Source organism: Tabrizicola soli, assembly GCF_015999335.1.
Classification (GTDB): Bacteria; Pseudomonadota; Alphaproteobacteria; order Rhodobacterales; family Rhodobacteraceae; genus Tabrizicola; species Tabrizicola soli.
Map to the genome: position 1 here is coordinate 38,988 of NZ_JAEACP010000010.1, position 23,377 is coordinate 62,364.

General features: G+C 69.3%; 25 protein-coding genes. 11 read left to right on the forward strand and 14 right to left on the reverse strand.

Annotation, left to right across the window (positions count from 1 at the left end; all coding sequences use genetic code 11):
• Window positions 1-26: 26 nt before the first annotated feature.
• From I7S92_RS10585 to I7S92_RS10605, 5 genes are all read left to right on the forward strand, one after another.
• Entirely contained in the window at window positions 27-446 is a 420-nt protein-coding gene (locus I7S92_RS10585) for a RidA family protein (RefSeq protein ID WP_197643758.1), read from the forward strand.
• 12 nt (window positions 447-458) lie between these two features.
• Window positions 459-1,136 carry a DUF1028 domain-containing protein gene (locus I7S92_RS10590; protein WP_197643760.1) on the forward strand — a complete coding sequence of 226 codons (678 nt, stop codon included), beginning with the start codon at window positions 459-461 and terminating at the stop codon, window positions 1,134-1,136.
• Window positions 1,137-1,262: 126 nt separating this feature from the next.
• Window positions 1,263-1,625: a hypothetical protein gene (locus tag I7S92_RS10595; protein WP_197643762.1), complete on the forward strand. Its 363-nt coding sequence runs from the start codon at window positions 1,263-1,265 to the stop codon at window positions 1,623-1,625.
• A 68-nt stretch (window positions 1,626-1,693) separates the two neighbouring features.
• Complete coding sequence (locus tag I7S92_RS10600) at window positions 1,694-2,629, forward strand: LysR family transcriptional regulator (RefSeq protein WP_197643764.1); 936 nt, start codon at window positions 1,694-1,696, stop codon at window positions 2,627-2,629.
• Window positions 2,630-2,743: 114 nt separating this feature from the next.
• Entirely contained in the window at window positions 2,744-3,910 is a 1,167-nt protein-coding gene (locus tag I7S92_RS10605; RefSeq protein ID WP_242070169.1) for a LysR substrate-binding domain-containing protein, read from the forward strand.
• A gap of 3 nt (window positions 3,911-3,913) precedes the next feature.
• On the opposite strand, the gene I7S92_RS10610 is transcribed toward I7S92_RS10605, so the two are convergent.
• The 10 genes from I7S92_RS10610 to I7S92_RS10655 all read right to left on the reverse strand — a co-directional run bounded on the left by I7S92_RS10610 (window position 3,914) and on the right by I7S92_RS10655 (window position 13,646).
• Window positions 3,914-4,480 (reverse strand): HutD/Ves family protein, encoded by a 567-nt coding sequence (locus tag I7S92_RS10610; protein WP_197643767.1) that lies wholly within the window; start codon window positions 4,478-4,480, stop codon window positions 3,914-3,916.
• Window positions 4,477-5,895 (reverse strand): aspartate ammonia-lyase, encoded by a 1,419-nt coding sequence (locus I7S92_RS10615; RefSeq protein ID WP_197643769.1) that lies wholly within the window; start codon window positions 5,893-5,895, stop codon window positions 4,477-4,479. Before I7S92_RS10615 ends, I7S92_RS10610 begins: the two co-directional genes overlap by 4 nt.
• 6 nt (window positions 5,896-5,901) lie before the next feature.
• Window positions 5,902-6,693 (reverse strand): hypothetical protein, encoded by a 792-nt coding sequence (locus I7S92_RS10620; protein ID WP_197643771.1) that lies wholly within the window; start codon window positions 6,691-6,693, stop codon window positions 5,902-5,904.
• 82 nt (window positions 6,694-6,775) lie between these two features.
• Entirely contained in the window at window positions 6,776-8,467 is a 1,692-nt protein-coding gene (gene lhpI, locus I7S92_RS10625; RefSeq protein ID WP_197643774.1) for a cis-3-hydroxy-L-proline dehydratase, read from the reverse strand.
• A complete protein-coding gene (locus I7S92_RS10630) occupies window positions 8,464-9,465 on the reverse strand; it encodes a 4-hydroxyproline epimerase (RefSeq protein ID WP_197643775.1) in 1,002 nt (333 codons plus the stop codon). The genes lhpI and I7S92_RS10630 overlap by 4 nt, the downstream gene beginning before the upstream one ends.
• A 7-nt stretch (window positions 9,466-9,472) precedes the next feature.
• The gene (locus I7S92_RS10635; protein ID WP_197643777.1) at window positions 9,473-10,717 is read right to left on the reverse strand and encodes an NAD(P)/FAD-dependent oxidoreductase; all 1,245 of its coding nucleotides are present in this window, start codon (window positions 10,715-10,717) and stop codon (window positions 9,473-9,475) included.
• 7 nt (window positions 10,718-10,724) lie between these two features.
• Window positions 10,725-11,447 (reverse strand): amino acid ABC transporter ATP-binding protein, encoded by a 723-nt coding sequence (locus tag I7S92_RS10640; RefSeq protein ID WP_197643779.1) that lies wholly within the window; start codon window positions 11,445-11,447, stop codon window positions 10,725-10,727.
• The gene (locus I7S92_RS10645) at window positions 11,440-12,093 is read right to left on the reverse strand and encodes an amino acid ABC transporter permease (protein WP_197643781.1); all 654 of its coding nucleotides are present in this window, start codon (window positions 12,091-12,093) and stop codon (window positions 11,440-11,442) included. The genes I7S92_RS10640 and I7S92_RS10645 overlap by 8 nt, the downstream gene beginning before the upstream one ends.
• A gap of 10 nt (window positions 12,094-12,103) precedes the next feature.
• Window positions 12,104-12,769 carry an amino acid ABC transporter permease gene (locus I7S92_RS10650; RefSeq protein ID WP_197643783.1) on the reverse strand — a complete coding sequence of 222 codons (666 nt, stop codon included), beginning with the start codon at window positions 12,767-12,769 and terminating at the stop codon, window positions 12,104-12,106.
• Window positions 12,770-12,836: 67 nt separating this feature from the next.
• Window positions 12,837-13,646 carry a transporter substrate-binding domain-containing protein gene (locus tag I7S92_RS10655; RefSeq protein ID WP_197643786.1) on the reverse strand — a complete coding sequence of 270 codons (810 nt, stop codon included), beginning with the start codon at window positions 13,644-13,646 and terminating at the stop codon, window positions 12,837-12,839.
• Between the two features lie 221 nt (window positions 13,647-13,867).
• Between I7S92_RS10655 and I7S92_RS10660 the strand changes: the two genes are divergently transcribed.
• The 3 genes from I7S92_RS10660 (at window position 13,868) to I7S92_RS10670 (ending at window position 15,576) form a co-directional block, all read left to right on the forward strand.
• Window positions 13,868-14,890: an Ldh family oxidoreductase gene (locus I7S92_RS10660; protein ID WP_242070159.1), complete on the forward strand. Its 1,023-nt coding sequence runs from the start codon at window positions 13,868-13,870 to the stop codon at window positions 14,888-14,890.
• 78 nt (window positions 14,891-14,968) lie between these two features.
• Window positions 14,969-15,193: an AbrB/MazE/SpoVT family DNA-binding domain-containing protein gene (locus I7S92_RS10665; protein ID WP_197643789.1), complete on the forward strand. Its 225-nt coding sequence runs from the start codon at window positions 14,969-14,971 to the stop codon at window positions 15,191-15,193.
• A complete protein-coding gene (locus I7S92_RS10670) occupies window positions 15,190-15,576 on the forward strand; it encodes a type II toxin-antitoxin system death-on-curing family toxin (protein WP_197643791.1) in 387 nt (128 codons plus the stop codon). The genes I7S92_RS10665 and I7S92_RS10670 overlap by 4 nt, the downstream gene beginning before the upstream one ends.
• Before the next feature lie 60 nt (window positions 15,577-15,636).
• Here the strand turns inward: I7S92_RS10670 and I7S92_RS10675 are convergent, their stop codons facing one another.
• The 4 genes from I7S92_RS10675 to I7S92_RS10690 form a co-directional block, all read right to left on the reverse strand.
• On the reverse strand, window positions 15,637-16,599 hold the full coding sequence (locus tag I7S92_RS10675; protein ID WP_197643793.1) for a dihydrodipicolinate synthase family protein: 963 nt from the start codon (window positions 16,597-16,599) through the stop codon (window positions 15,637-15,639).
• A gap of 102 nt (window positions 16,600-16,701) precedes the next feature.
• Window positions 16,702-17,409, reverse strand: coding sequence for a GntR family transcriptional regulator (locus I7S92_RS10680; protein ID WP_197643795.1), 708 nt, complete (start codon window positions 17,407-17,409; stop codon window positions 16,702-16,704).
• Between the two features lie 97 nt (window positions 17,410-17,506).
• Window positions 17,507-18,454, reverse strand: a complete 948-nt coding sequence (locus tag I7S92_RS10685) for a sugar-binding transcriptional regulator (RefSeq protein ID WP_287864014.1) — start codon at window positions 18,452-18,454, stop codon at window positions 17,507-17,509.
• A gap of 92 nt (window positions 18,455-18,546) precedes the next feature.
• Window positions 18,547-19,494, reverse strand: coding sequence for a carbohydrate kinase family protein (locus I7S92_RS10690; RefSeq protein WP_197643797.1), 948 nt, complete (start codon window positions 19,492-19,494; stop codon window positions 18,547-18,549).
• A gap of 197 nt (window positions 19,495-19,691) precedes the next feature.
• Here I7S92_RS10690 and I7S92_RS10695 point away from each other — a divergent pair, with 197 nt between their 5' ends.
• Genes I7S92_RS10695 through I7S92_RS10705 form a run of 3 tightly spaced genes read left to right on the forward strand, consistent with a single transcriptional unit; the run spans window position 19,692 to window position 23,282 of the window.
• Window positions 19,692-20,738 (forward strand): zinc-dependent dehydrogenase, encoded by a 1,047-nt coding sequence (locus I7S92_RS10695; protein WP_197643799.1) that lies wholly within the window; start codon window positions 19,692-19,694, stop codon window positions 20,736-20,738.
• The gene (locus I7S92_RS10700; RefSeq protein ID WP_197643802.1) at window positions 20,731-22,314 is read left to right on the forward strand and encodes a glycerol-3-phosphate dehydrogenase/oxidase; all 1,584 of its coding nucleotides are present in this window, start codon (window positions 20,731-20,733) and stop codon (window positions 22,312-22,314) included. Before I7S92_RS10695 ends, I7S92_RS10700 begins: the two co-directional genes overlap by 8 nt.
• Window positions 22,311-23,282 carry a sugar-binding transcriptional regulator gene (locus I7S92_RS10705; RefSeq protein WP_197643804.1) on the forward strand — a complete coding sequence of 324 codons (972 nt, stop codon included), beginning with the start codon at window positions 22,311-22,313 and terminating at the stop codon, window positions 23,280-23,282. Before I7S92_RS10700 ends, I7S92_RS10705 begins: the two co-directional genes overlap by 4 nt.
• Window positions 23,283-23,377: the final 95 nt, after the last annotated feature.

Below are 23,377 nucleotides of genomic sequence, written 5' to 3' on the forward strand. Positions count from 1 at the left end.
CGCCGCCCGCCAATGGAAACGGAACGATGATTCACAAACGCCTTCGCCCCTTCAACACCAAAGAGACCTATCCCGAGCAGAAGCTGGACAACGACCTGAGCCAGGGCGTCGTCGCCCGCGGCACGATGGTCTTCCTGCGCGGCCAGGTCAGCCAGGACCTGGACACGCGCGCCTGCCTGCATGTCGGCGATGCCGGCAAGCAGACGGAAAAGACGATGCAGAACATCAAGATGCTGCTTGAGGAAGCGGGCAGCTGCATGGAGCACATCTGCCGCATCGTCGTCTACCTGACCGACATCCGCTATCGCGAGGCGGTCTATCAGGAGATGGGCAAGTGGATGAAGGGGGTGCATCCCTGCTCCACCGGGCTGGTCGTCCCGGCGCTGGCGCGGCCGGAATGGGTGGTCGAGATCGAGGTGACGGCCGTCATCCCCGATGCGGCCTGACGGGGGCACGCGATGACCTTCTCGATTTCGGCAAGATGCGAGCGGACGGGGATGCTGGGCATCGCCGTCTCGTCCTCCTCGCCCTGCGTCGCGGCGCGCTGCGCCCATGCCAGGGCCGGGGTGGGCGTGGTGGCGACGCAGAACATCACCGACCCGCGGCTGGGGCCGAAGGGCCTGGACCTGATGGAATCCGGCCTGTCGGCCGAAGCGGCGCTGGAGGTGCTGAAGCAGGATGCGCCGCATCTGGAGTATCGCCAGCTGGCGCTGGTCGATGCGCAGGGGCGGACGGCCTCGTTCTCGGGCGCGAACACGCTGGGCACGCATCGGGTGGTGACCGGACCGGGCGTCGCGGCGGCGGGGAACCTCCTGTCCAGCCGCGCCGTGCCCGAGGCCATGGTCGCGGCCTTTGCCGCCGCCGCGGGGCAGGGGCTGGGCGACCGGCTGCTGGCCGCGATGCGGGCGGCCGAGGAGGCCGGGGGCGAGGAAGGGCCGGTGCATTCCGTGGGGATGCTGCTGGTCCGCAAGGAAGCCTGGCCGATCGCCGACCTGCGGGTGGACTGGGCCGATGCGGACCCGATCGGCGCGCTGGCCGGGCTGTGGGAGCGGTGGAAGGGCGAGATGGAGGCCTATGTCTCGCGCGCGCTGAACCCGTCGCAGGCGCCGAGCTACGGCGTGCCGGGCGATCTGTGAGCCTGCCCCCGGCCGGGCGTTCCGGCCGGGGGATCGGGAAAGCCGAGGCCGAAGCTCTGAACTTGCGATTTTCCCGACGGGCCGAAAGGGCGCATGCTCGGGCCGCAACAACAAGGGAGCCATGCGATGAACGGGTTCGGACGTCTTGTGCGGCGTGTCATCGAGCGGGTCAGGATCGAGCGCGAGCTTGCCGCCCTGCCTGCGGAGGGGGCTGCGGATTTCGGCAGCACCGCGGGGGAACTGGCCGCGGCGTCGCGGATGAAGGCGGATGTGCCCGAGCGGATGGGCCGGATGGCCGAGAAGCTGGGCGCCGCCGGGGAATTTGCCGGGGTGGACCGCTACCGGGTGCTGGACATGGCGCGGGTATGCGACCGCTGCGGCGCGCGGCGGGTCTGCGGCCACGTGCTTTATGAGGACGGCGGGGCGGATCCCGCGGATTTCTGCCCGAACGCCGCGAATTACCGCGAACTGGTCGCAGGGCAGGCCTGAAGGCGGTCGCGCGCCTCCCTAACCTCGTGCAACATGGGGCCGGGGCCCCGCCCCGGTCAGGAGACGGCATGCGCTTTACCCTTCGCCAGTTGAGCTATTTCGTCGCCGCCGGCGAGACCGGCAGCGTCACCCGCGCCTCGGAGCAGGTGAACATCTCGCAGCCCTCGATCTCGGCCGCGATCTCGCATCTGGAGACGGAATTCGGCGTCCAGCTTTTCGTGCGCCACCATGCCCAGGGCCTGTCGCTGACCCCGGCGGGACAGCGGCTGATGGTGGCGGCCAAGGAGGCGCTGCGCAGCTCCTACAGCCTCTACGAGGTCGCGAGCTCGGCCATGGGCGCGGTGGCGGGGCCGATCAACGTGGGTTCGTTCCGCACCTTCGCGCCGCTGATCATGCCCGAGTTGTGGCGCGGCTTCGTGGCGCGCCATCCCGATGTGCGGATGCATGTGACCGAGGGCAGCGAGGCCGAGCTTCTGGAGGGCTTGCGCACCGCCCGCATCGACCTGGCGCTGACCTATGAGATCAGCATGACCCCGGAGATGGAATTCGTGCCGCTGGCGGAACTGCCGACCTATGTCCTGCTGGCGGCGGATCATCCGCTGGCCGGGCGGCCCAGCCTGAAGCTGGCGGATCTGGAGTCCGAGCCCTTCGTCCTGCTGGACCTGCCGCTGACCCGGCAGTATTTCCTGTCGCTGTTCGATCGTGCGGGCTGCGCCCCCCGGATCGCGGCCGAGACCAGCGCGCCCTCGGCGCTGCGGTCCTATGTGGCGGCGGGGATCGGCTATTCGCTGATGACGGTGCGGCCGAAGAACATGGCGGCCGAGAACGGCCTGCCGCTGGCCTATGTCGAGCTTCTGGAGGACTGCCCGCCGATGAAGGTGGGCCTGGCCTATCTGAAGGAGCTGCGCCGGTCGCGCGTGGCCGAGGAGTTCGAGACCTTCTGCCGCGAGCTGATCCGCGAGGGCGGGCTGCCGGGCATGGTTCCCGCCGGAGGGACCGCATAGCTTTTTCCGGTCCAAGGCAGCGGAAAAGCGTTCTTTCGCCGAAGCGGTCCCTGTTGGAAACATGGGCCGGAGGGGCGACGGGAGCCCCGGCGTGAAGGAGTCGCTATCGTGGACATGCAGCCCGACCAGGCCATCCGCAGCAAGTTCCTGGAAGGGATGAGCCACGCCGCCTGCACGGTGAACATCGTCACGACCGACGGGCCCGCCGGGCGGGCGGGGGTGACGGTCTCGGCCATGGCCTCGGTCTCGGCCGACAGCGCGCGGCCGACGCTGCTGGTCTGCGTCCACCACCTGAGCCCGGCGGCCGCGCGGATCGTCGAGAACGGGGTTCTCTGCGTGAACGTGCTGCGCGACGACCAGTCCTATATCTCGGACACTTTCGCGGGCCGCTTCAAGGACGAGGTGGGCGACAAGTTCGACTGCGCCGAATGGACCGCCATGCCGTCCGGCGCGCCGCGGATCGTCGATCCGCTGGTCGCCTTCGACTGCCGGCTGCTGTCGGCCGAACGGGTCGGCACGCACCACATCTTCCTGTGCGAGGTGCATGAGCTGCATGTGACGCGCGGCGGCTCGCCCCTGATCTATGCCAACCGGGCCTATGGCGCCTCGATGCGGATCGAGGGGGCGAGCAACCTTGCCGTGGGGCGGGCGCGGGCCGGGGCGGGGCTGACGGTGGGCTGTTTCCACACCTTCGCGCCCTATGTGATGCCCCGGCTGATCCGGCAGATGGAGACCACGCCCCTGCGCCTGATCGAGGGCGACCAGAGGCGGCTGCGGGAGAGCCTCGCCTCGGGGGAATGCGAGGTGGCGCTGCTGTATGACATCGACATCGAGCCGGAGTTCGAGCGTCTGCCGCTGGCCGAGCTGGAGCCCTATGTGCTTCTGCCCGACAATCACCGGCTTGCGCGGCAGTTCGAGGTGATGCCCGAGGACCTGGCCGAGGAGCCGATGGTGCTTCTGGATGCGCCGCCGAGCGCGGAGTATTTCCTGGGCCTGTTGCGCGCGGCGCGGGTCGAGCCGCTGGTGGCCTACCGCTCCGCCTCGTTCGAGATGGTGCGGGGCATGGTCGGGCATGGGCTGGGCTATGCGCTGCTGGTCACGAAGCCGGCGGCGGACATGACCTATGACGGGATGAAGCTGGTGACGCGGCCGCTGGTCGGGGGCAACGCGGCCTCGCGGATCGTGCTGGCCCATGCCAGGGGCGCGGAGCTTTCCCCGGCGGCCGCGCGGTTCGCCGCACTTTGCCGCCGGGTGTTCGGGCCGGAGATGCCGCAGGGCTGAGGGTCAGGCGGGCGCGACGGGGACCACCAGCGCGCGCGCCAGGGGGCCGGGCTTGGCCAGCACCTCGCCCGAGGCGATGGCGGTATCGCCCGGTTTCAGCGCCAGCGCCGCGGTGGCGCTGGCGAGGGTCCAGTCGCCGAGCGCATGGATCACCGTAAAGCCGCCGGGGTCGGGGCGGAGGGGGCCGGCGGCGTCCAGCATCCGGGCCGGGCCCGGCTGCCAGACCGCACGCGCGACCATCACGTTCAGCACCCGGACCATGCCGCCAAGCGGGGTGCCGACCGGGGTCAGGCCGGAATCGAAGCGGCAGGGTTCCCCGGGGGCCAAGAGCGTGGAATGGCCGGCGAAGTCCAGCCGCAGGCCGGCGCCTTCGATCACGGTGATGATCCGCTCCACCCCCGGAAAGGCCGAGAAGGGCGCCTCGGCGGCGATGGTGGCGCGGCTGATGCGCAGCTCGAACGCGTCGCGGTCGGCGGTCTCGGGCCTGAGGCAGATCTCGTCGGTGGTGCCGAGGCCGTTCTTCCAGGGCAGGGTGACATAGCCCGTGGCGGGCAGGGGATGCAGGGTCATGGCCGGTCTCCGTGGTCAGGGCCGCAGGCGGTTCGTTCAAGGCGGGCGAATTCGGCGGCGGACAGAAGCCCGGCCCCGGCCACCCGTTCGGCCAGCGGCGGCCCGCCCGCCAGCACCTCGGCGGCCAGCGCGGCGGCGCGGTCGTAGCCGATCACCGGGGCCAGCGGGGTGCACATGGCGGTCGAGGCGTCCAGATGCGCCCGGCAACGGTCGGGCCGGGCGGTGATGCCGGTCACGCAGCGGGTGGTGAGGGTGGTGATGCCGGCGGTCAGGAGTTTCAGCCCGTCCAGCAGGCTGTGTGCGATCACCGGCTCCATCGCGTTCAGCTGGAGCTGCCCGGCCTCGGCCGCCATGGTGACGGTGACGTCATGGCCGATCACGCGGTAGGCGATCTGGCTGACGACCTCGGGGATCACCGGATTGACCTTGCCCGGCATGATCGAGGAGCCGGCCTGCACCGGCGGGAGTTCGATCTCGCCCAGCCCGGCGCGGGGGCCGCTGGCCAGAAGCCGCAGGTCGTTGCCGGTCTTCGAGAGCCGGATCGCCAGCCGCCGCAGCGCCGCCGACAGGCCGACCAGGGCGCCCATGTCCGAGGAGGCGTCGATCAGGTCGGCAGCGCCCCGGATCGGCAGGCCCGAGATTTCGGCAAGATGCGCCAGGGCGGCGGCGCGATAGCCCGGAGGCGCGTTCAGCCCGGTCCCGATCGCGGTGCCGCCGAGGTTGACCGTGGCGAGGTCGGCCACCGCCTGCTGGAGGGCCAGCCGGTCCTGCTCCAGCCCGGCGGCAAAGCCCGCGAACTCGGCCCCGAGCGACATCGGCACCGCGTCCTGCAACTGGGTGCGGCCAAGCTTGATCACGCCCGCGAAAGCCTGTCCCCGCGCGCGCAGCGCGGCGGCAAGGGCGGCGATCGCCGTCAGCAGCGGGGCGGAGGCGAAGGTCAGCGCGAGGCGCAGCGCGGTGGGGTAGACGTCGTTGGTGGATTGCGAGCGGTTGACGTCGTTCAGCGGATGCAGCGCGGCATAATGGCCGCGCGGCTGGCCCATCGTGTCGAGGCCGAGGTTGGCGATGACCTCGTTCGCGTTCATGTTGGTCGAGGTTCCGGCCCCGCCCTGGATCATGTCCACCACGAAGGCGTCGAGATGCGCCCCGGAAAGAAGCCGGGCGCAGGCCGCCTCGATGGCGGCGTGGCGATCGGGGGGAAGGGCGTCGAGGTCGCGATTGGCCCGCGCCGCCGCAAGCTTGACCATTGCCAGGGCGCGGACAAGGTCGGGGAAGTCGCCCAGAACCACGCCCGAGATCGGGAAGTTCCGGACCGCGCGGAAGGTGTGGATGCCGTAGGGCAGATCGGCGGGAAGGGCCACCGCGCCCAGCATGTCGGTCTCGTGCCGCAGCGGGGCGGTCAGGGTCTTGTTCATCTGCGGTCAGCCTTTTGCGAGCAGGTGCCAGGGCGCCGGGCCTGGGATCTTCCGTCCCGGCAGGTGGAACTCTCCCGCCGCGCCGATGAGGACGGGAACCGGAGCCGTCCCCTCCTGCCGGGCAAGGTAGCGGCCGGGCCGCGGGCGGCAGAGGTCGGGGTGCAGGCCGGTGCCGTCGGCGGTGGTCTCGACCAGCCAGGGGGCGCCGAGAAGCCGGTTGGCCACCTGGATGTCGCCCGTGCGGATATGGTCGCGGATTGCGGTCGACGAGGCGCGAGCGCCGGCCAGCGTCACCTGCGCAAGGCTGCCCACGGCAAAGCCATGGGCGCGGCCAAGGGCGCGGAGCAGGGCCATGTCGCCGGAGCGGCGGTGACCGAAGCGGAAATCCGGCCCGGCATGGACCGCATGGATGCCAAGGCCCGCGACCAGCACCTGGTCCACGAAATCCTGCGGCGAGAGGCTGGCGAAGTCGCGGTCGAAGCGGGGGGCGAAGATGTAGTCGATGCCATGCGGCGTCAGCAGGAGGGGCTTGAGCCCGGCGGTGGTCAGGCGGAAGGGCCGGGACTCGCTGCCGAAAAAGCTGCGGGGATGCGGTTCGCAGGACATGACTGCCACGGGCCGCCCTCTGGCCTGGCGCCGCGCCGCGCGCAGCAGCGCCTGGTGGCCCAGGTGGAAGCCGTCGAAATTCCCCAAAAGGAGGACGGCCCCCCGCAGCGGATGCCCCAAAGGCAATGCCCCGGAAACCACTTGCGGCAGAAACGGGCCACAGGCGACCGGGGACGGGGCAGGCAGGGACATGGGCTGGACGCTCCTGGACAGGATCGCCCGACCCTAGGCGGCTTCCGGCGCGCGCCATAATCGGATGTTGCGTGGCAGTGGATCAGGAAGTCCGATCCGCCGCCAGCCAGTCCGGGAGCGTCCGGGACGCATGGCCGGTCAGGGCCGCCTCGGCGCAGGCGGCAAGGCCGCCGAAGCGGACGGCGCGGCCGGAGAGTCCGGGGCCGTAATGCGCGTATTTGCCCGAATTGGTCATCAGGGCGCGGGTTCCGGGGGGAAAGACGGGCTCGGAGATCGAGCACCAGCAGAGATCGGGGAGGACCTGCACGCCTGCCTCGGTCAGCCGGGCGAGGATGCCGTCGGCCTGCGCCTGCTGCATCACCGCGCGGCCGGCGGTGACGATGGTGGCAACCGCCACCTTGCGCCCGGCCAGGGCATCGGCCAGCGCGCGGCATTCCAGGATCGAGGCATGCGGGCTGCCGATCGCGATCAGTTCCACCTTCTCCGGCCCGTCGTTCAGGGTGCGCCAGCCCGCGGCCATGTCGGCGCGGGTGATGCGGGCATGGTCGGCATCCGGGGCGATGCGCCGCGCCTCGGGGGTGACGCCTTCGACATGCAGCATCGGCGCGGCGGACGTGGTGCCGAAGGCGGCGCAGAGTGCCTTGAGGTTTTCCGGTGAGGGCTGCGCCCCTGCCAGCCCGCGCAAGAGCGGGATGCGGTCGGGCGCGGCCTTGCCGGCCAGCCAGCCGATCAGGGGCCAGAAGGCGTCGTCGATCCCATCGGGCAGGTCGATGTCGAGGATCCGTGTGGCCTGCCGGTTCTCGTCCAGATAGACGCCGGACAAGGGCGCCCGGCCGGTCATCGCGCTGCAGAGGTCGAGGAAATCCGGGTGCTTGGCGGTACGGGCGCCAAGGACGCTGTTGGCATAGATCACCGCGTTGGATTCCGACCAGGCGATGGCCTCGCCCTCCGCAGGCGCGGTGTCGAGGAGATAGGGCGAGCAGGTGAAGGTCGGCTGGCAGCCCATGCGCACATAGGCGTCGGCCAGGCGCTGCGCCGGGCCGCCGAAGCTGGGCGGCACGCCCTGGACGCGCCAGTTGGCGTGATCGACCGAAATGGCGTTCATCGTGGTCGGGATGCGGACGCGGGCGCCCATGTCTGCCATCTTCTCGGCGAAGGTCAGGTTGGCGGGGCTGGCGTAGATGCAGCCGTCGATATGGCCCTGGGTCACGTCGATCAGCCGCGTCGCGCCCTGGTTCACCGCCATGGCGCAGAGAATGCGCATGGCCTGCGCCGTTGCCTCGCCCTGGGCGCCGTCCAGCATGGCGCGGTCATGCCCGGTCAGCGTGAGCGCCCCGGTGGCCGGGGGGGCGATGGCGAGGGTCATTCCGTCGGCTTCCAGCTCCGTCTCGGTGATGCGGGCGGTTTTCGCCGTGGCCAGCCGGGCATGGGCCTCGGGCGAGAGGCGCAGCACGGGCAGGGGCTTGCCGAACATCCCGGCCGCGATCAGCGCGCCGAGGGTCACCACATCCTCGGGCTCGCTGAAGACCAGCGCCGCCGGGGCCTTGCCGTTCAGCGCCATGTCGAGAAGGACGCCCGAGCCGGTGCAGGAGCCGCGGGTGCCCGGCATCACCAGGATGCGCCCGGCCATGCTTTGCCCGGCCAGCGGGTGATGCACGTCGATGACCTGGCCCGTCGCCGGATCGACCCCGCCCCAGAAGCTGAGGGGTTCGGTGGTGGCGAGGATTCCGGCCTCGGCCTGACCGGAGAGGATGAAGCGGGCGGAGAGGGTCATTTGACGACAAACCCGTGGGCGAAGGGGTCGCGGTCGTCGATGAAGATCGTGTTGTAGCCGGTCATCCGGGCCCAGCCGGCGACCGAGGGGATGATCGCATCGCGGCCCGCGACGGAGGCCGCCGCCTCGACCCGGCCCTTGAAGATCGAGCCGATGATGGATTCGTGGTGGAAGTCGTCGCCGACCTTCAGCCTGCCCCTGGCGGCAAGCTGTGCCATCCGGGCCGAGGTGCCGGTGCCGCAGGGGCTGCGGTCGATGGCCTTGTCACCGTAGAAGACGGCATTGCGGGCATGGGCGCCCTCGACCGTGGGCTTGCCGGTCCACAGGATATGGCTGAGGCCGGTGATCGCGGCATGTTCGGGATGGGTGAAGTCGTATTTCGCGTTCAGCGCCGCGCGGAGTTTCGGCGACCAGCCGATCAGCTCTCCCGCCGTGTGGTCGGCCATGTCGCGGAAATTCTTCTGCGGCTCGACGATGGCGTAGAAGTTGCCGCCATAGGCCACGTCGACCACGATCTCGCCCAGGCCCTCGACCTCGGCGGTCAGGCCTTCGGCGTAGAGGAAGGCGGGGACGTTGGTCAGGCGCACCTCCTCGACGAAGCGGCCTTCCTGGCGGTATTCGATGTCCACCTTGCCGGCCGGCGCGTCGATCGACAGGCGGCCGGGGGTGCGCGGGGTGATCAGGCCGTTCTCGATCCCCATGGTGATGGTGCCGATGGTGCCGTGGCCGCACATCGGCAGGCAGCCCGAGGTCTCGATGAAGAGGACGGCGACGTCGCAGTCGGGGCGCGTGGGTGGGTAGAGGATCGAGCCGGACATCATGTCATGCCCGCGCGGTTCGAACATCAGGCCGGTGCGGATCCAGTCGAACTCGCGCAGGAAATGGGCGCGGCGCTCCAGCATGGTCGCGCCCTCCAGCCGGGGGCCGCCGCCCGAGACGAGGCGCACGGGGTTGCCGCAGGTGTGACCGTCGATGCAGGAGAAGGTATGCGTTGCCATGGGGGCCTCAGAAGCGTTGCGGCGAGAAGGGGGTCAGGTCGATGGCGGGCGGCGCGCCGGTGACGAGGTCGGCGACCAGCCGGGCGGTCGCGGTGGCCTGCGTCAGGCCGAGGTGGCCGTGGCCGAAGGCATAGGTGACGCGCGGCGTGGCGCGGGCGGGGCCGATGGCGGGCAGCGTGTCGGGCAGCGAGGGGCGGAAACCCATCCACTGCTTGCCGCCGGTGGGCTTGAGGCCGGGCAGGAAGGCCTGCGCCTTCTTCAGCATCGCTTCGGCCCGGGCGAAGTTCGGCGGCAGCTTCAGCCCGCCGAGTTCCACGGCGCCGCCGATGCGGATGCCGCTGGTCAGGCGGGTGACGACAAAGCCGTGGCCGCCGAAGGTGACCTGGGTGCGCAGGTCGAAGGCATCGGGGGGCAGCGTCGTGTTGTAGCCGCGTTCCGTTTCCAGGGGGATGCGGTCGCCGAGGCCGCGCGCCAGATGGTGCGAATGGGCGCCGGCGGCAAGGACGACATGCCCGGCGGTGCGGGTTTCGCCGCCGGAAAGGGCGAGCGTCACGCCGTCGCCGGCGGGGGCGAGGGCCAGAACCTCGGCCCGGTGGATCTGGCCGCCGTTGGCCCGGAAGCGGTCGGACAGGGCCAGGGTGAAATCCTTCGGCTCGGTGACCGACTGCCAACCCGGCGTGAAGGTGCCGCGCAGGAAGCGGGGCGCGAGGCCGGGTTGCAGCGCGTCCATTTCGGCGCGGCCCATGTGGCGGACCTCGATCCCGTGGTCCAGGCGCACCTGCCAGCCGGGCAGGGCGGCGCGGAACTCGGCCTCGGATTCGTAGACCTGGAGGTTGCCCTCCTTGCGCAGCATCGGCAGGGTTCCGGTGGCGGCGAGAAAGGGTTCCAGCTCGGCGCGCGACAGGTCCATCAGCGCGGTCTGCGCCACGGTGGAGCGCCGCACCTGCGCCGGCGAACAGGCCCGCCAGAAGCGCAGCATCCAGGGTGCGATCCGCAGCGCATAGGCGGGCGGGACGCTGAGCGGGCCGAGCGGGTCCAGCAGCCATTTCGGCGCCTTGCGCAGGATGCCGGGCGAGGCGAGCGGCAGGATGTCGGAGAAGGCCAGCGCCCCGGCATTTCCCGCCGATGCGCCCGCCGCCGGGCCCTCGCGGTCGACGACCGTGACCGCAAGGCCGCGCATCTGCAGGGCCAGCGCGGCGGAGAGGCCGACGACACCGGCGCCGACGACGATCACTTCGGAGTTGGGAGACATGATCGGCCTAATGCGTGGCGGCGAGGAACTTCTGCAGCTCGGGGTCCTTCGGCGCGTCGAAGAGCTGCTCGGGCGCGGCGATCTCGGCCATGATGCCCTGATGGAAGAAGGCGACGCGGTCCGAGACCTCGCGCGCGAACTTCATCTCGTGCGTGACGCAGATCATCGTCATGCCTTCGGAGGCCAGCATCCGCAGCGTGTCCAGAACCTCGCCCACGAGCTGCGGGTCCAGCGCCGACGTCACCTCGTCGAAGAGCATGTAGTCGGGCGACATCGCCAGGGCGCGGGCGATCGCCATGCGCTGCTGCTGGCCGCCCGACAGGCGCGAGGGATAGACCTTGAGCTTGTCGCCGAGGCCGACGTGGTTCAGCTGTTTCGCCGCCTCGGCCTCGGCCTGGGCTTTCGACCGCTTCAGCACCTTGACCTGGGCCAGCATCACGTTCTCCAGCACGGTCAGGTGCGGGAAGGCGTTCCATTGCTGGAAGACGATGCCGATCTTCTGGCGCAGCTTGTTCAGGTCGGTGGACTTGGCGTGGACCTCGATCCCGTCCACCAGGATGCGGCCGGAATCGATCGGCTCCAGCCCGTTGATGCAGGTCAGTAGCGTCGACTTGCCCGAGCCCGAGCCGCCGATCACGGTCAGCACCTCGCCCTTGGCCACGGTCAGGTCGATCCCCTTGAGGACCTTCAGGTTGCCGAAGGACTTGTGGACGTTTTCGATTTCAATCATTGGACCACCGTTTCTCCAGATAGCCGCCGAAGCGGGCGATCGGGAAGGAGATGAGGAAGTAGAACAGGCCGCAGATCATCAGCAGGAACAGCGGTTCCTGCAGGCGGGTGATCAGGATCTGGGTGGATTTCAGCAGTTCGACCACCTGCACGATGAAGACCAGCGCGGAATCCTTCATCACGCCGAGCGCGAGCCCGATCCAGGAAGGCAGGGCGACACGGGTCGCCAGCGGCAGCACGATCGAGGTCATGTCCTGGCCCCAGGTCATGCCCAGCGACCGCGCGGCCCGGCGCAGGGTCTGCGGCACCGATTCGATCCCGCCGCGGACGATCTCGGCGCAATAGGCGGCGGTGTAGAGCGACAGGACCCCGCAGGCGACGGTGAAGCCGGAGATGCGCCAGCCGATGATCGTGGTGACGAAGGCATTGGCCAGCACCAGCTGGATCAGGAGTGGGATCGACCGGAAGATGTCCAGCACGAAGGTCAGCGGCGCGGCCCACCAGGGGCCGACCTGATAGCGGAAGACGCCGAAGACGATGCCCAGGATCGTGCCGAAGAAGACCGAGATGCCGGTGACGATCAGCGTCATCCCGGCACCCTTGGCCAGGAAGATCAGGTCGTTCGTGGTGAGGGCGGTATCGAACATCATTGCCCCCTCAGTAGCGGAAGAGCCGGGCCGCGAGCAGCCGGGCCGAGATGGTGATGACCTTGGTGATCACATAGAAGATCACCGCGGCGATGGCGAAAAGCTCGAAGGTGCGGAAGCTGCGCGCGTTCAGGTCGCTGGTCACGCCGTAGAGGTCGGTGTTCATCGCCACCACGGCCCCGAGCGAGGTCATCAGGATCGCCCAGACCATCTGGTTCGTCATCGGCAGGAAGGAAATCCGCAGCATCTGCGGCATGATCACGTTCTGGAAGGCCTGGATCGGGGTCATCCCCAGCGACCGGGCGGCGCGGGTCTGGGTGTCGGGGATGGCCTTCAGCGCGCCGCGGAAGTTCTCGGTCAGGTAGCCCGCGTTGTTGAAGGCGATGCCGATCAGCAGCGACAGGTAAGGCGAGAGATGGACGCCGAAGCCGCCCAGACCGAAATGCACCATGTAGATCTGGAACAGGGCGGGCGTGTTGCGCGCGATCTCGACCCAGGTGGTGGCGATGGCGGACAGGATGCGGTTGCCGGACAGCCGGAACAGGGTCAGCAGGATGGCGACGCCGATGCCGATGGCCATCGACAGGATCGCGATCTCCATGGTGACCAGCGCGCCCTCCAGCATCTGGGGCAGCGAGCTCAGCGCCTGGTTCCAGCGGAAGTTGTAATTGAACATGGCCGCCCCGGAGAGGATGCTGGAATGCGTGATGCGGGGAGTGCCCCCGCATCACGTCACGTCCGTATCAGCGGTAGACGCCGTCGATCGTCAGCTTGGCCGGCTCGCCCTCGCCGACCCATTTCTTGTAGAGCTCGGCATAGCGGCCGGTGCGGACCTGCTGGTTGATGAACAGGTTCATGTAGTTGATCAGGCCGTATTCCTCGCGCAGGGTGATCAGCGCGACATAGTCGGGCACCATCGGGGCCTTGTCGACGATCTTGATGCCGGGGAAGTTGCCGGATTTCACGTTGGCCTCGGCCACCTCGACGGTGGAGACGGTGGCGTCGAGCTGGCCCTGGCTGAGGGCGAGGAAGACGTCGGCCTGGTTCTGGTAGGGCCGGAATTCGCCTTCGCCCCATTCCTTGACCTTGCCTTCCAGCCAGATCGCCTCGTAGGTGCCGGCGGTGGCGCCCACGACCTTGCCCTTCATGCCTTCCCAATCCGCCATCTCGACGCCCTCGCTGGCGACGACGGCGTTCTCGAAGGCGTAGTAGGGGATGGAGAAGCCCACGGTCTTGGCCCGCTCCAGCGTGTCGGAGGTCGAGGCCACGGCCACGTCGACCGAACCGGACATCAGGGCCGGGATACGTTCGGGGAAGGTGGTTTCCACGACTTCGGCGGTCACGCCAAGGGCGGCGGCCAGGTCGTTGCAGTAGTCGACATCGAAGCCGATCGGGTTGTTGTCGGCATCGCGCGAGCCCATCGGCGGGAAGTCCAGCACCACCGCGCAGCGCAGGGTTCCGGCGGCGATGATGTCGTCCAGCTTGTCCGCCTGTGCGGGCATGGCCAGCGCGGCGGCCGCCAAGAGACCAGTCGTGAAGAGTGCCGGTTTCATGTTCTTCCTCCCATGGATGACGTTCTGATTCCAGTTGTTGCAACAATCGGGTCGCTACGCAAACAAATCAATCACAAAATACAGGCAATATACAAGACTTATTCAAGATTCCGGATTGCGGATCGGATCGGGCCGAAGGGGCTGGACCTCCCTGCCCTTTTGCATTCTTGTTGTATGCAGATATTCCGCCACATACCAGACAGGAGGCAGGCGCCATGGGCATGACATTCTCCGTCGCAACCCTTCAGGCCCGAGTCGAGGCCATCTTCCGCCGGGCCGGACTGAACCAGGTTCAGGCCGCGGCGCTTTCGCGGGTGATCGTCGCGGGCGAGCGCGACGCCTGCACCTCGCACGGGATCTATCGCATCGAGGGCGTCCTGCGGACGGTCAAGGCCGGGAAGGTCAAGGCGGATGCGCTGCCGGTGCTGGACCGGGGCGAGGGGGCGATCCTGCGGGTGGACGCGGGCGGCGGGTTCTCCAACCCGGCCTTCGAGCTTGGCCTGCCGGTGCTGGCGGAGCGGGCGCGCGAACTGGGGCTTGCGGCGCTGGCGGTGAACGATTGCACGCATTTCGCGGCCCTCTGGCCCGAGGTCGAGGCGATCACGGAACAGGGTCTGGCCGCGCTGGTCATGTGCCCGAGCTATGCCACGGTGGCCCCGGCGGGGGGCACGCGGCCGCTGCTGGGGACGAACCCGCTGGCCTTCGGCTGGCCCCGGCCGGGACGCGATCCCTATGTCTTCGACTTTGCCACCTCGGTGGCCGCGCGCGGCGAGATCGAGCTGCACCGGCGGGCGGGCAAGCCCCTGCCCGAGGGCTGGGCCATCGACGCGGAGGGGGAGCCGACCACCGATCCGGTTGCGGCGCTTGGCGGGGCGATGCTGACCTTCGGCGGGCACAAGGGCTCGGCGATCAGCACGATGGTCGAGCTTCTGGCGGGGGTGATGATCGGCGACCTGACCAGCCCCGAGGCGCTGGAGGCGCTGGGGACCACGACCCTCGCCCCCCGGCATGGCGAGCTGATCCTGGCGCTGTCGCCGGAGATGTTCGCCGCGGGCCGTCCGGGAGATCCGTTCGCGCGGGCCGAGGTGCTGCTGCAGGCGATCACGGGACAGGGCGCGCGCCTGCCCTCGGCGCGGCGCTATGCCGCACGGGCGAAGTCGGTGGCCGAGGGCATCGCGCTGATGGCGGCGGAGGTCGAGCTTCTGGACCGGCTGCAGGAGCAGGGCCTGGACGGGGTGGCCTGACGGGCCGGAGGAGCGGGGAAAGGCTTGCTTTCAATCGGGCCGGGTGTATATATTGATGTATATCCACGGAGGCGTGTCATGTTTGAAACCAGAATCCGAAAGGTCGGAAACTCGGCCGTCATGACCCTGACGACGGACATGCTCGCCATCCTCGACGTGAGGGAAGGGGACACGCTCTTCGTCTTGCGCGGAGACGACGGCAGTCTGAAAATCACGCCGCACGATCCGGCGGTCGCCGCCGCGCTGGCCGCAGCGGAGATCGTGATGGATGAAAACCGCGACCTGCTTCAGGCGTTGGCGTGAGGGAACCCGTCTGGGTTCCGCTTGCCGCCGTCCTTGCCATCCATGATCGACAGATCGCCCGGCATGGCGGCGCGTCCGGGATGCGTGACCGGGCCCTTCTGGAGATGGGCTGCGCCCGCGCGATGAACCTTGCGGCCTATACCGACCCGGGGCTTGCGGGGATCGCCGCGGCCTATGCCTTTGGGATATCGAAGGCGCATGCCTTCGTGGATGGCAACAAGCGCACGGGGTTCGTGACGGCGCTCACCTTCCTGCGGCTGAATGGCTACTCTTTCCGCCCCGATACCATCGAAGGCGTCAGGATGATGGAGAACCTGGCGGCCGGGGAGGTCAGCGAGGCGGATTTCGCCAGGTGGCTGGCGACCGGCATGAGCGCGGTCTGATTTCCACGAAGCGGAGATCAGGGCCCCGCTGGATCGCCAGCGGGGCCTTTCGTAATAGGCTCAGACCTTGCAGGCCTGCACGGCGCCGGGCAGCTTGCTCCATTCGGCATACCAGGTCTTGAACTGCGCCAGTTGCGCCTCGGCCCAGCCGCGCTGGCTGGGGGTCAGGGCGTCGGTCGGGTTCAGGTGCAGCGCATATTCGGCATCGCCCTGCAGGACCATCATGTGCTTGTAGTAGAGCACGAGATCGCCGCCCTCGTCCCAGGTGGACAGGACCTCCAGCGCCTCGCCCAGCTCCTGCGCGCGCTGGCGGGCATCGACGTCGCCCGCCGCGGCCGCCTTGGCCAGCGCAACGAAATGCAGGATCTCCTTCGGGATCACGTTGCCGATGCCGGTGATCGTGCCCGTCGCCCCGCATTTGACATAGCCGTGATAGACGCCGGTATCGACGCCGGCCATCAGGATCACGTCGTCATCGGCGCTGGTGATATGCTCGGCCGCATAGCTCATCGCCTTGGCGCCGCCGAACTCCTTGAAGCCGAGGAGGTTCGGATGCTCGGCCCGCAGCGCGAAGAACAGGTCGGCCCGGGTCTCGAAACCGTAGTGCGGGCTGTTGTAGATCACCGCCGGAAGCTCGGGCGCGGCGGCGAGCAGGGCCTTGAAATGGTTGCGCTGCGCCACGGGCGAGGAGCCGCGCGACAAGACGCGGGGGATCAGCATCAGCCCCGCCGCGCCGACCTTCTGGGCATGGGCGGCATGGGCCACGGCGGTGGCGGAGTTCACCGCGCCCGTGCCCACGATCACCGGGACGCCGGCCTTGACCAGGCGCTCCACGCCCTCCATCCGCTGGGCGTCGGTCAGGAGGGGCCAGTCCCCCATCGAGCCGCAATAGACCACGCCGGTCATGCCGGCGGCCATCAGCTCCTGCCCCTTGCGCACCAGCGCGTCGAAATCGGGGGTGCGGTCCGCCTTGCAGGGCGTCATCAGCGCGGGGATCACGCCCCGGAAAATCGCCGTATCCATATCGGAACTCCTTGTCATGCGCGTTGACCATGCGTCGGCCGGGGCCGAATCTCCCCGCCATGATAGCTTTTGCATTTTTCTTGTCGACAAGAATCCGCGGCGCTAGAGCGGAACCCTCTGGCGTTCGTCGCGGGCGAAGAGCTTCTGGATCTGGCGCACGATCTGGTCGGCATGGGCGCTGGCGATCCGGTCGCAAAGCGCCACGTCCCGCGCGGCGATGGCGGCGATCATCGCCTCGTGCTCGTCGACATATTCCTGGGGCAGGCGGTCGTCGAAGGATTGGTAATAGAGCCGCAGGATCCGCCGCCCCTCGTTCAGGAGCCGCAGCGTGAGGGTGGTGAAATAGGGATTGCGCCCCGCCTCGGCGATGGCGGCGTGAAGCTCGCGGTTGATGGCGATCATCGCCAGCGCGTCCTGCGCGGCGACGGCGGCGGCATAGTCGGCCTGGTGGGCGCGGATCCTCACAAGGTCTTCCGGCCGGTGATACTGGGCCGCGAGGCGGGTCGTGACCCGATACATCAGCGTGATCGCGTCATAGAAGGTGTGCAGGTTCAGCACGTCGATGGTCGCCACCATGGCCGAGCGGTTGGGCAACGTCTCGACCAGCCCTTCCCCTGCCAGGCGGACCAGCGCCTCGCGGATCGGGGTGCGCGACATGCCGAAACGCTCGGCCAGCTGGACCTCGTCGATATGGGTGCCGGGCGCGAGCTTCAGATTCAGGATCTCGTCGCGCAGCATCTCGTAGACGACTTTCACCCCCGAGCCGCGCTTGCGCTCGGGAAGGCCGCCCTCACCACCGTCAGTCGTCATGCGAACACCCAAGGCCGGGAAACATTTTGTCGACGCGGAAAATACAGCGTTGCCGGGTGGGTGGCAACCGCCGCCCCTCGGGTGGAGGACAGGGCCGTCAGCGCGGTTCGGCGGCCAGGCGTTCGGCCACGACCTCGTTGACGATGAGGACGGTGGGGCGCAGGAGCTTCATCGCGGCGCGGATCACGGTCAGCTTGTGCCAGCCGCCCGAGGCCAGCACGATCTGCCTTGTGCCGCGCAGCGACAGGGGATCGACGGCCAGCACGCGCCTGTTGACCGGATGGTCGATCACATTGCCCTCGGCGTCGATGAAATGGCACAGAAGGTCACCCACCGCGCCGGCGGCTTCCAGCGAGGCGATCTCGTCGCGGGTGAGAAGGCCGTATTCCGAAAAGACCGAATGGGGGGTCAGGTCGCCGACGGACAGCACGGCCATGTCCAGCGATTGCGCGCGGGTGAAGACCTCGGCGATGCCGGGATGGGCCATCAGCGCCTCACGCGTGCGGGGGTCGGGGGCGTAGACGGGCGCGGCGAGCATGTAACATTCGGCGGACAGCCGGTCGGCGACGCGCCAGGCGAATTCGGAGGGGTTGATCGCGCTGACCCGGGTCAGGCCGCCCAGCATCGACAGGACCTTCACCCCGTCCGCCGGGCGCGGCTCGATCGCGGGGACGCCGGAGGTGAGCGTCTTGCCCCAGCCGAGGCCCACGGTCATGTTCGCGGTCACGGCCTGAGACATGTAGGCGCCGACCTCGGCCCCGATGATCTCGCGCAGGCGGTTCGGATCCTGCGGCTCGGGGACGACGATGGCGCGGGTCAGGCTCCAGCGGCTTTCCAGCTCGCGCTCAAGCTCCACGCAGCGCGACATGCGGGTGGTGACGCGGATCTGCACGGTGCCGTCCTGGCGCGCGGCGGCAAGGGTGCGCAGGACGCGGGAACGGTTCATGCCGACGAGGTTCGCCACCTCGTCCTGGGTCATGCCTTCGACGTAGTAGAGCCAGGCGATCCGGGTTTTCACGTCGTCGTTCACGTCTGCCGTCGTCACTTTGGGCCTCCACGCGCAAGCCGGCGGCCAGCGGGGCCGCACATTTGTCGCAACATGGAAGGTTATGTCACGCGCCGCAAGGGCGCAGGGGATCAGGCCGCCTTGACCGAGCAGGCGCGCATGAAGGCGATGGTGTCGGCCAGCGAGACCACGCCCGCCTGGCTGCCGAGCCCGGTCGCGTTCAGCGCCGAGGAGGCCTGGGCAAGGCGGACCGAATCCTGCGGACTGAAGCCGTTCAGCAGGCCCGCCGCGAAGCCCGCGTTGAACACGTCGCCGCAGCCGCAGGTGCAGCGGACATCGACGGCGAAGGCGGGGATGCGGAAGCTCAGGCCGGTCTTGTCGCGGTAATAGGCGCCGTCGCCGCCCAGGGTGAAGATGCAGGCCCCGGCGCCGCGCTCCATGAAGAAGGCGGCCATGGCGTCGAGATCGGTCAGGCCGGTCAGGGCCTGCGCCTCCTCGACCGAGGGGATGAAATAGTCGGTATGGGGCAAGACGGCCGCGACATCGGGCAGGTCGGCGGGAGAGCCGGCGAAGATGTCCACGGTGGTGATGCAGCCGCGCGCCCTGGCATGGGCCATCAGCGCGGCGTTGGGCGCCCCGTCCATCGCATCCATCAGCCCGACGCCGCCAAGGTGGAAGACGCGGGTGTCGGTGACGCGGTCGAACTCCGCTTCCGGGACCACGAAATGCCCGGTCGCGCCCTTGAGGTGCAGTGCCGGGCGCGAGCCGTCGGTGCGGGTCAGCACGATGGAGGAAGAGGTCGGGATCCCCTCCAGCCGCTGCAGTCCCGAGGTGTCGATGCCGAAGCTTTCCAGCCGCGCCACGGCCCAGTCGCCCATCATGTCGCGGCCGTAGCCGCCGACGGCCAGCGTCTTCAGGCCAAGCTTCGCGCCGACGATGGCGGCGGTGCCCGCCGCGCCCGAGACGGCGAGGGTCAGGTCCTGGATGAAGCTGGTGCCACCGCCGGGCGGAATCCCGGACACCGGCCAACCCAGGCAGTCGAAGGTGTAGAACCCGACCGAGACGTAATCGTAGCGCATGGCAATTCCCCCCTTGGCCGCGCCAGTATTCTGAACATTTGCGATATTGTCAATAATTATGTGCAGCGATACCCGGGGAGGGTCGGCGGTTTCGATTGGCTGTGCGGGCCTTCGCGCGCAAGGGTCCGGAGTGGAGGGAAGGCTTTTGAAGTTTGGTGTTGCGCAAAAGTAAAATCTATGTGCATATTGTGCAAACCATGCAGGAGGCCGATGTGAAGGCTGCAATACTCCATGCCCCGAACCGGATGCTTCTGGACGTGGCGGCCGATCCGGTCACCGAAGCCGGAGACCTGGTGCTGCGGGTCAAGGCGGCGACGATCTGCGGCACCGACATCCGCGTCTTTCGCGGCCGCAAGACTGCCGGGATCCGCTATCCCTCGATCATCGGGCACGAGTTTTCCGGCGAGGTCGTCTCGGGCCCCTCGCCCTTCCGGCCCGGCCAGCGCGTCGGCGTCTGCCCGGCGATTCCCTGCGGCCGCTGCCCGCAATGCCTGCGCGGGCGCGAGAACCTGTGCCCGGAGCTGCAGGCCATCGGCTATGAGATCGACGGGGCCTTCGCCGAGTTCATCCGCATCCCGGCCCGCGCGGTGGAGCTGGGCAATGTGCATCTCCTGCCCGATCGGGTGAGCCATGACGAGGCGGCGCTGATCGAGCCCCTGGCCTGCGTGCTGAACGGGCAGAACAAGGTGGGGCTGCGGCAGGGCGATACGGTGGCGATCCTGGGGGCGGGGCCGATCGGGACGCTGCATGTCAAGCTTGCGCGGCTGCGCGGGGCGGGGCGGGTGATCGTCTCGGAGCCCAACGCGGCGCGGCGGGCGGCGGCGCTGGCGGCGGGGGCGGACGTGATGCTGGACCCGACGGCGGGCGACCTGAGCGCGGCCGTCCGGGCCGAGACGCGGGGGCTGGGGGCGGATGTGGTGATCTGCGCCATCGGGATCCCGGCGCTGGCCTCGCAGGCGGTGGGCCTGGCGGCGAAGGGCGGGCGGGTCAGCCTGTTCGCGGGATTCTCCAAGGGCGAAATGGGCAACCTGGACGTCAATGCGATCCATTATGAGGAATTGCGCCTGACCGGGGCCTTCGGCCTGTCGCGCAAGGACTACGAGGATGCGCTGCACATGATCGCCGATGGCCGGATCGAGGTGCGGGACATGATCACGCATCGCTATGGGCTGGATGAGGTCGGGGCCGCCTTCGACATGGCGGAAAGCGGGGCGGCGATGAAGGTGGCGATTGCCGATGGCTGAGGATTTCGACGTCATCATCCTGGGCGCGGGGATCAACGGCTGCGGCACCTTCCGCGACCTGGCGCTGCAGGGCCTGCGGGTGCTGATGCTGGAGCGGGGCGATTTCTGCCAGGGGGCCTCGGCGGCCTCGTCCCGGTTGATGCATGGCGGGCTGAAATATCTGGAGACGGGCGAGTTCCGGCTGGTGCGGGAATCGCTGACCGAGCGGAACATGCTGCTGGCGACCGCGCCGCATTATGTGCAGCCCCTGGAGTGCATCGTGCCGGTGCGGTCGACCTGGGGCGGGATCGCGGGCTCGGTCCTGCGGTTCTTCGGGGTGAAGGCGCGGCTGAACGACCGGGGGTTCCTGATCACCGCGCTGGGGCTGCGGCTTTACGACCTTTACGGCCGGGCGCTGCGGTCGATGCCGGCCTCGCGGATGCTGCGGCGGCGGGCGCTGCGGCGGCTGATGCCGGGGCTTGCGCCGGGGATCAGCGGGGCGGGCGTCTATCACGAGGGCCAGATCACCCATGCCGAGCGGCTGGGGCTGGAGCTGGTGCTGGACGCCGAGGCCGCCAATCCGGGCGCGCGGGCCGAGACGCATGTCGAGCTGCTGGGAGTCGAGGGGGATGTGCTGCGCTGGCGGCGGCCCTCGGGCGGGGTGGCCGAGGCGCGGGCGCGGGTCATCGTCAACGCGGGCGGGGCCTGGATCGACGCGGTGAACGCGCGGCTGGGGATCGAGAGCCGGGTGATGGGGGGCAGCCGCGGCTCGCATCTCATCGTGGAGAACCCGGAGCTGTTGCAGGCGCTGGATGGGCGGATGGTCTATTTCGGCACGCCGGACGGGCGGGTGAACCTGCTTTATCCGTTCCAGGGCAAGGTGCTGGTCGGCTCGACCGATCTGGCGCAGGACGACCCCGATCAGGCGCAGTGCAGCGCGGAGGAGGAGGATTATCTCCGCGCGGCGGTGGCCGAGGTGTTTCCGGGGATTCCCGTCACCCCGGGGCAGATCCTGCATCGGTTCTGCGGGGTGCGGCCCCTGCCGCGGGCGGGGGGCGACGTGGGGGCGGTGACGCGGGACCATTCCATCGTGACGCTGGCCCTGCCGGGCGCTTCGGTGCCGGTGCATTGCCTGGTCGGCGGGAAATGGACGACCTTCCGGGCGTTTGCGGAACTGGCGGCCGAACGGGTGCTGGCCGACCTGGGCCGGGAGCGGACGGTTTCCACCGCCGGGCTGGCCATCGGCGGCGGGCGCGATTTCCCGCGCGATCCGGTGGCGCGGCGGGCGCTGGCCGAGGCGCTGGCCCGGCGCGGCGGGATCACGCCGGGGCGGGCAGGGGTGCTGCTGGCACGCTATGGCACCAGGGCGGGCATCTATGTCGAGGCGCTGGCGGGGCAGGGCGAGACGATGCTGGCCAGCGCGCCGGATTATGCCCGCGAGGAGATCCGCCATATCGCCGCGACGGAACGGGTCGGCGGGCTGGAGGACATCCTGTACCGCCGCACGCTCCTGGCGCTGACCGGGCGCGACCGGCCCGAGGTGCGGGCGGAACTCTCGGCCCTGCTGGAGGCGCGCGCCCTGCGCGAAAGCGCGTGAACCTGCGCGGGCAGGGCTTTGCCGCCGAGGCCGATGGCGCGCGCCGCCGCTCCTCGCGCCTCAGGCTGCGGGTGGCCTGGATGTATTATGCCGAGGACATGACCCAGGGCGCGATCGCCGAGAAGCTGGGCATCGGCCGGGTGACGGTGACGCGGCTTCTGGCCGATGCCCGCGCGCTGCACGAGGTGTCGATCACGCTGTCGCGCGAGATCTCGGACCTGCCCCGGCTGGAGATCGGGCTGGAGCGGCGGTTCGGCCTGCGCGAGGCGATCGTGACCCCGCTGTCTTCGCCCGAGGCCGACCCGACCGTGGCGATCGGGGCGGCGACGGGGGCCTTCCTGTCGGGTTTCCTGCAGCCCGAGACCCGGATCGGGGTGGGCTGGGGGCGCACGCTCTACAGCTCGCTGGATTTCGTCGGGGGCGGTCAGGCGGATACCGTGGTCTCGCTTCTGGGCGGCGTCTCGGCGGTCGAGCATTACAACCCGGCCGAGTTCGCCTGGGCCTTCGCGCGGCTGTGGAAGGCGCGCTGCTATCTGGTGGCGGCCCCCGCCATCGTGGACGATGCCGACACCCGCCGGCGCCTGATCGAACGCTGCGGCATCGGCGAGACCTTCGCGATGACCGAGGCGCTGGATGCGGTGCTTCTGTCGGTGGGCGGCCTGCCGATGGGAAGCGCGGAGGACCGGCTGAACCCGTTCTCGCCCGCCACCCTGGCCGAGCTTGCGGCGCTGGGGGCGGTGGGCAACGTGCTTTACAATTGTTTCGACGCCTCGGGTCAGCTGGTGGACCACCCGCTGAACGACCGGATCATGAGCGCGCCGATTGCCGACCTGGCCAGGGCGCCCGAGCGGATCGTCGCCTCGGGCGGGGTGGCGAAGGTGGCGGCGATGCGCGGCGCAATGGCGCTGATCCGGCCCACGGTGTTGATCACCGACGAGGTGACGGCGGCGGCGCTGCTGGCGCAATGACCCCTTTCCCATGCGCGGAAGGCGGAGCCTCGCGGCGGCGGGCGGCTGCTTTCTGGCTGTTACATCGAAGATGAACATTTAGCATTTGTATTTGA

Excerpts from the sequence above, each read along its gene's own strand:
- I7S92_RS10635 (WP_197643777.1), bottom strand. The coding sequence starts at position 10,717 with ATGTCTCCCAACTCCGAAGTGATCGTCGTCGGCGCCGGTGTCGTCGGC.
- lhpI (WP_197643774.1), bottom strand. The coding sequence starts at position 8,467 with ATGACCCTCTCCGCCCGCTTCATCCTCTCCGGTCAGGCCGAGGCCGGA.
- I7S92_RS10590 (WP_197643760.1), top strand. The coding sequence starts at position 459 with ATGACCTTCTCGATTTCGGCAAGATGCGAGCGGACGGGGATGCTGGGC.
- I7S92_RS10660 (WP_242070159.1), top strand. The coding sequence starts at position 13,868 with ATGACATTCTCCGTCGCAACCCTTCAGGCCCGAGTCGAGGCCATCTTC.
- I7S92_RS10610 (WP_197643767.1), bottom strand. The coding sequence starts at position 4,480 with ATGACCCTGCATCCCCTGCCCGCCACGGGCTATGTCACCCTGCCCTGG.
- I7S92_RS10700 (WP_197643802.1), top strand. The coding sequence starts at position 20,731 with ATGGCTGAGGATTTCGACGTCATCATCCTGGGCGCGGGGATCAACGGC.
- I7S92_RS10600 (WP_197643764.1), top strand. The coding sequence starts at position 1,694 with ATGCGCTTTACCCTTCGCCAGTTGAGCTATTTCGTCGCCGCCGGCGAG.
- I7S92_RS10640 (WP_197643779.1), bottom strand. The coding sequence starts at position 11,447 with ATGATTGAAATCGAAAACGTCCACAAGTCCTTCGGCAACCTGAAGGTC.
- I7S92_RS10630 (WP_197643775.1), bottom strand. The coding sequence starts at position 9,465 with ATGGCAACGCATACCTTCTCCTGCATCGACGGTCACACCTGCGGCAAC.
- I7S92_RS10675 (WP_197643793.1), bottom strand. The coding sequence starts at position 16,599 with ATGGATACGGCGATTTTCCGGGGCGTGATCCCCGCGCTGATGACGCCC.
- I7S92_RS10650 (WP_197643783.1), bottom strand. The coding sequence starts at position 12,769 with ATGTTCAATTACAACTTCCGCTGGAACCAGGCGCTGAGCTCGCTGCCC.
- I7S92_RS10665 (WP_197643789.1), top strand. The coding sequence starts at position 14,969 with ATGTTTGAAACCAGAATCCGAAAGGTCGGAAACTCGGCCGTCATGACC.
- I7S92_RS10620 (WP_197643771.1), bottom strand. The coding sequence starts at position 6,693 with ATGTCCCTGCCTGCCCCGTCCCCGGTCGCCTGTGGCCCGTTTCTGCCG.
- I7S92_RS10690 (WP_197643797.1), bottom strand. The coding sequence starts at position 19,494 with ATGCGCTACGATTACGTCTCGGTCGGGTTCTACACCTTCGACTGCCTG.
- I7S92_RS10680 (WP_197643795.1), bottom strand. The coding sequence starts at position 17,409 with ATGACGACTGACGGTGGTGAGGGCGGCCTTCCCGAGCGCAAGCGCGGC.
- I7S92_RS10605 (WP_242070169.1), top strand. The coding sequence starts at position 2,744 with ATGCAGCCCGACCAGGCCATCCGCAGCAAGTTCCTGGAAGGGATGAGC.
- I7S92_RS10645 (WP_197643781.1), bottom strand. The coding sequence starts at position 12,093 with ATGTTCGATACCGCCCTCACCACGAACGACCTGATCTTCCTGGCCAAG.
- I7S92_RS10695 (WP_197643799.1), top strand. The coding sequence starts at position 19,692 with ATGCAGGAGGCCGATGTGAAGGCTGCAATACTCCATGCCCCGAACCGG.
- I7S92_RS10595 (WP_197643762.1), top strand. The coding sequence starts at position 1,263 with ATGAACGGGTTCGGACGTCTTGTGCGGCGTGTCATCGAGCGGGTCAGG.
- I7S92_RS10655 (WP_197643786.1), bottom strand. The coding sequence starts at position 13,646 with ATGAAACCGGCACTCTTCACGACTGGTCTCTTGGCGGCCGCCGCGCTG.
- I7S92_RS10585 (WP_197643758.1), top strand. The coding sequence starts at position 27 with ATGATTCACAAACGCCTTCGCCCCTTCAACACCAAAGAGACCTATCCC.
- I7S92_RS10615 (WP_197643769.1), bottom strand. The coding sequence starts at position 5,895 with ATGAACAAGACCCTGACCGCCCCGCTGCGGCACGAGACCGACATGCTG.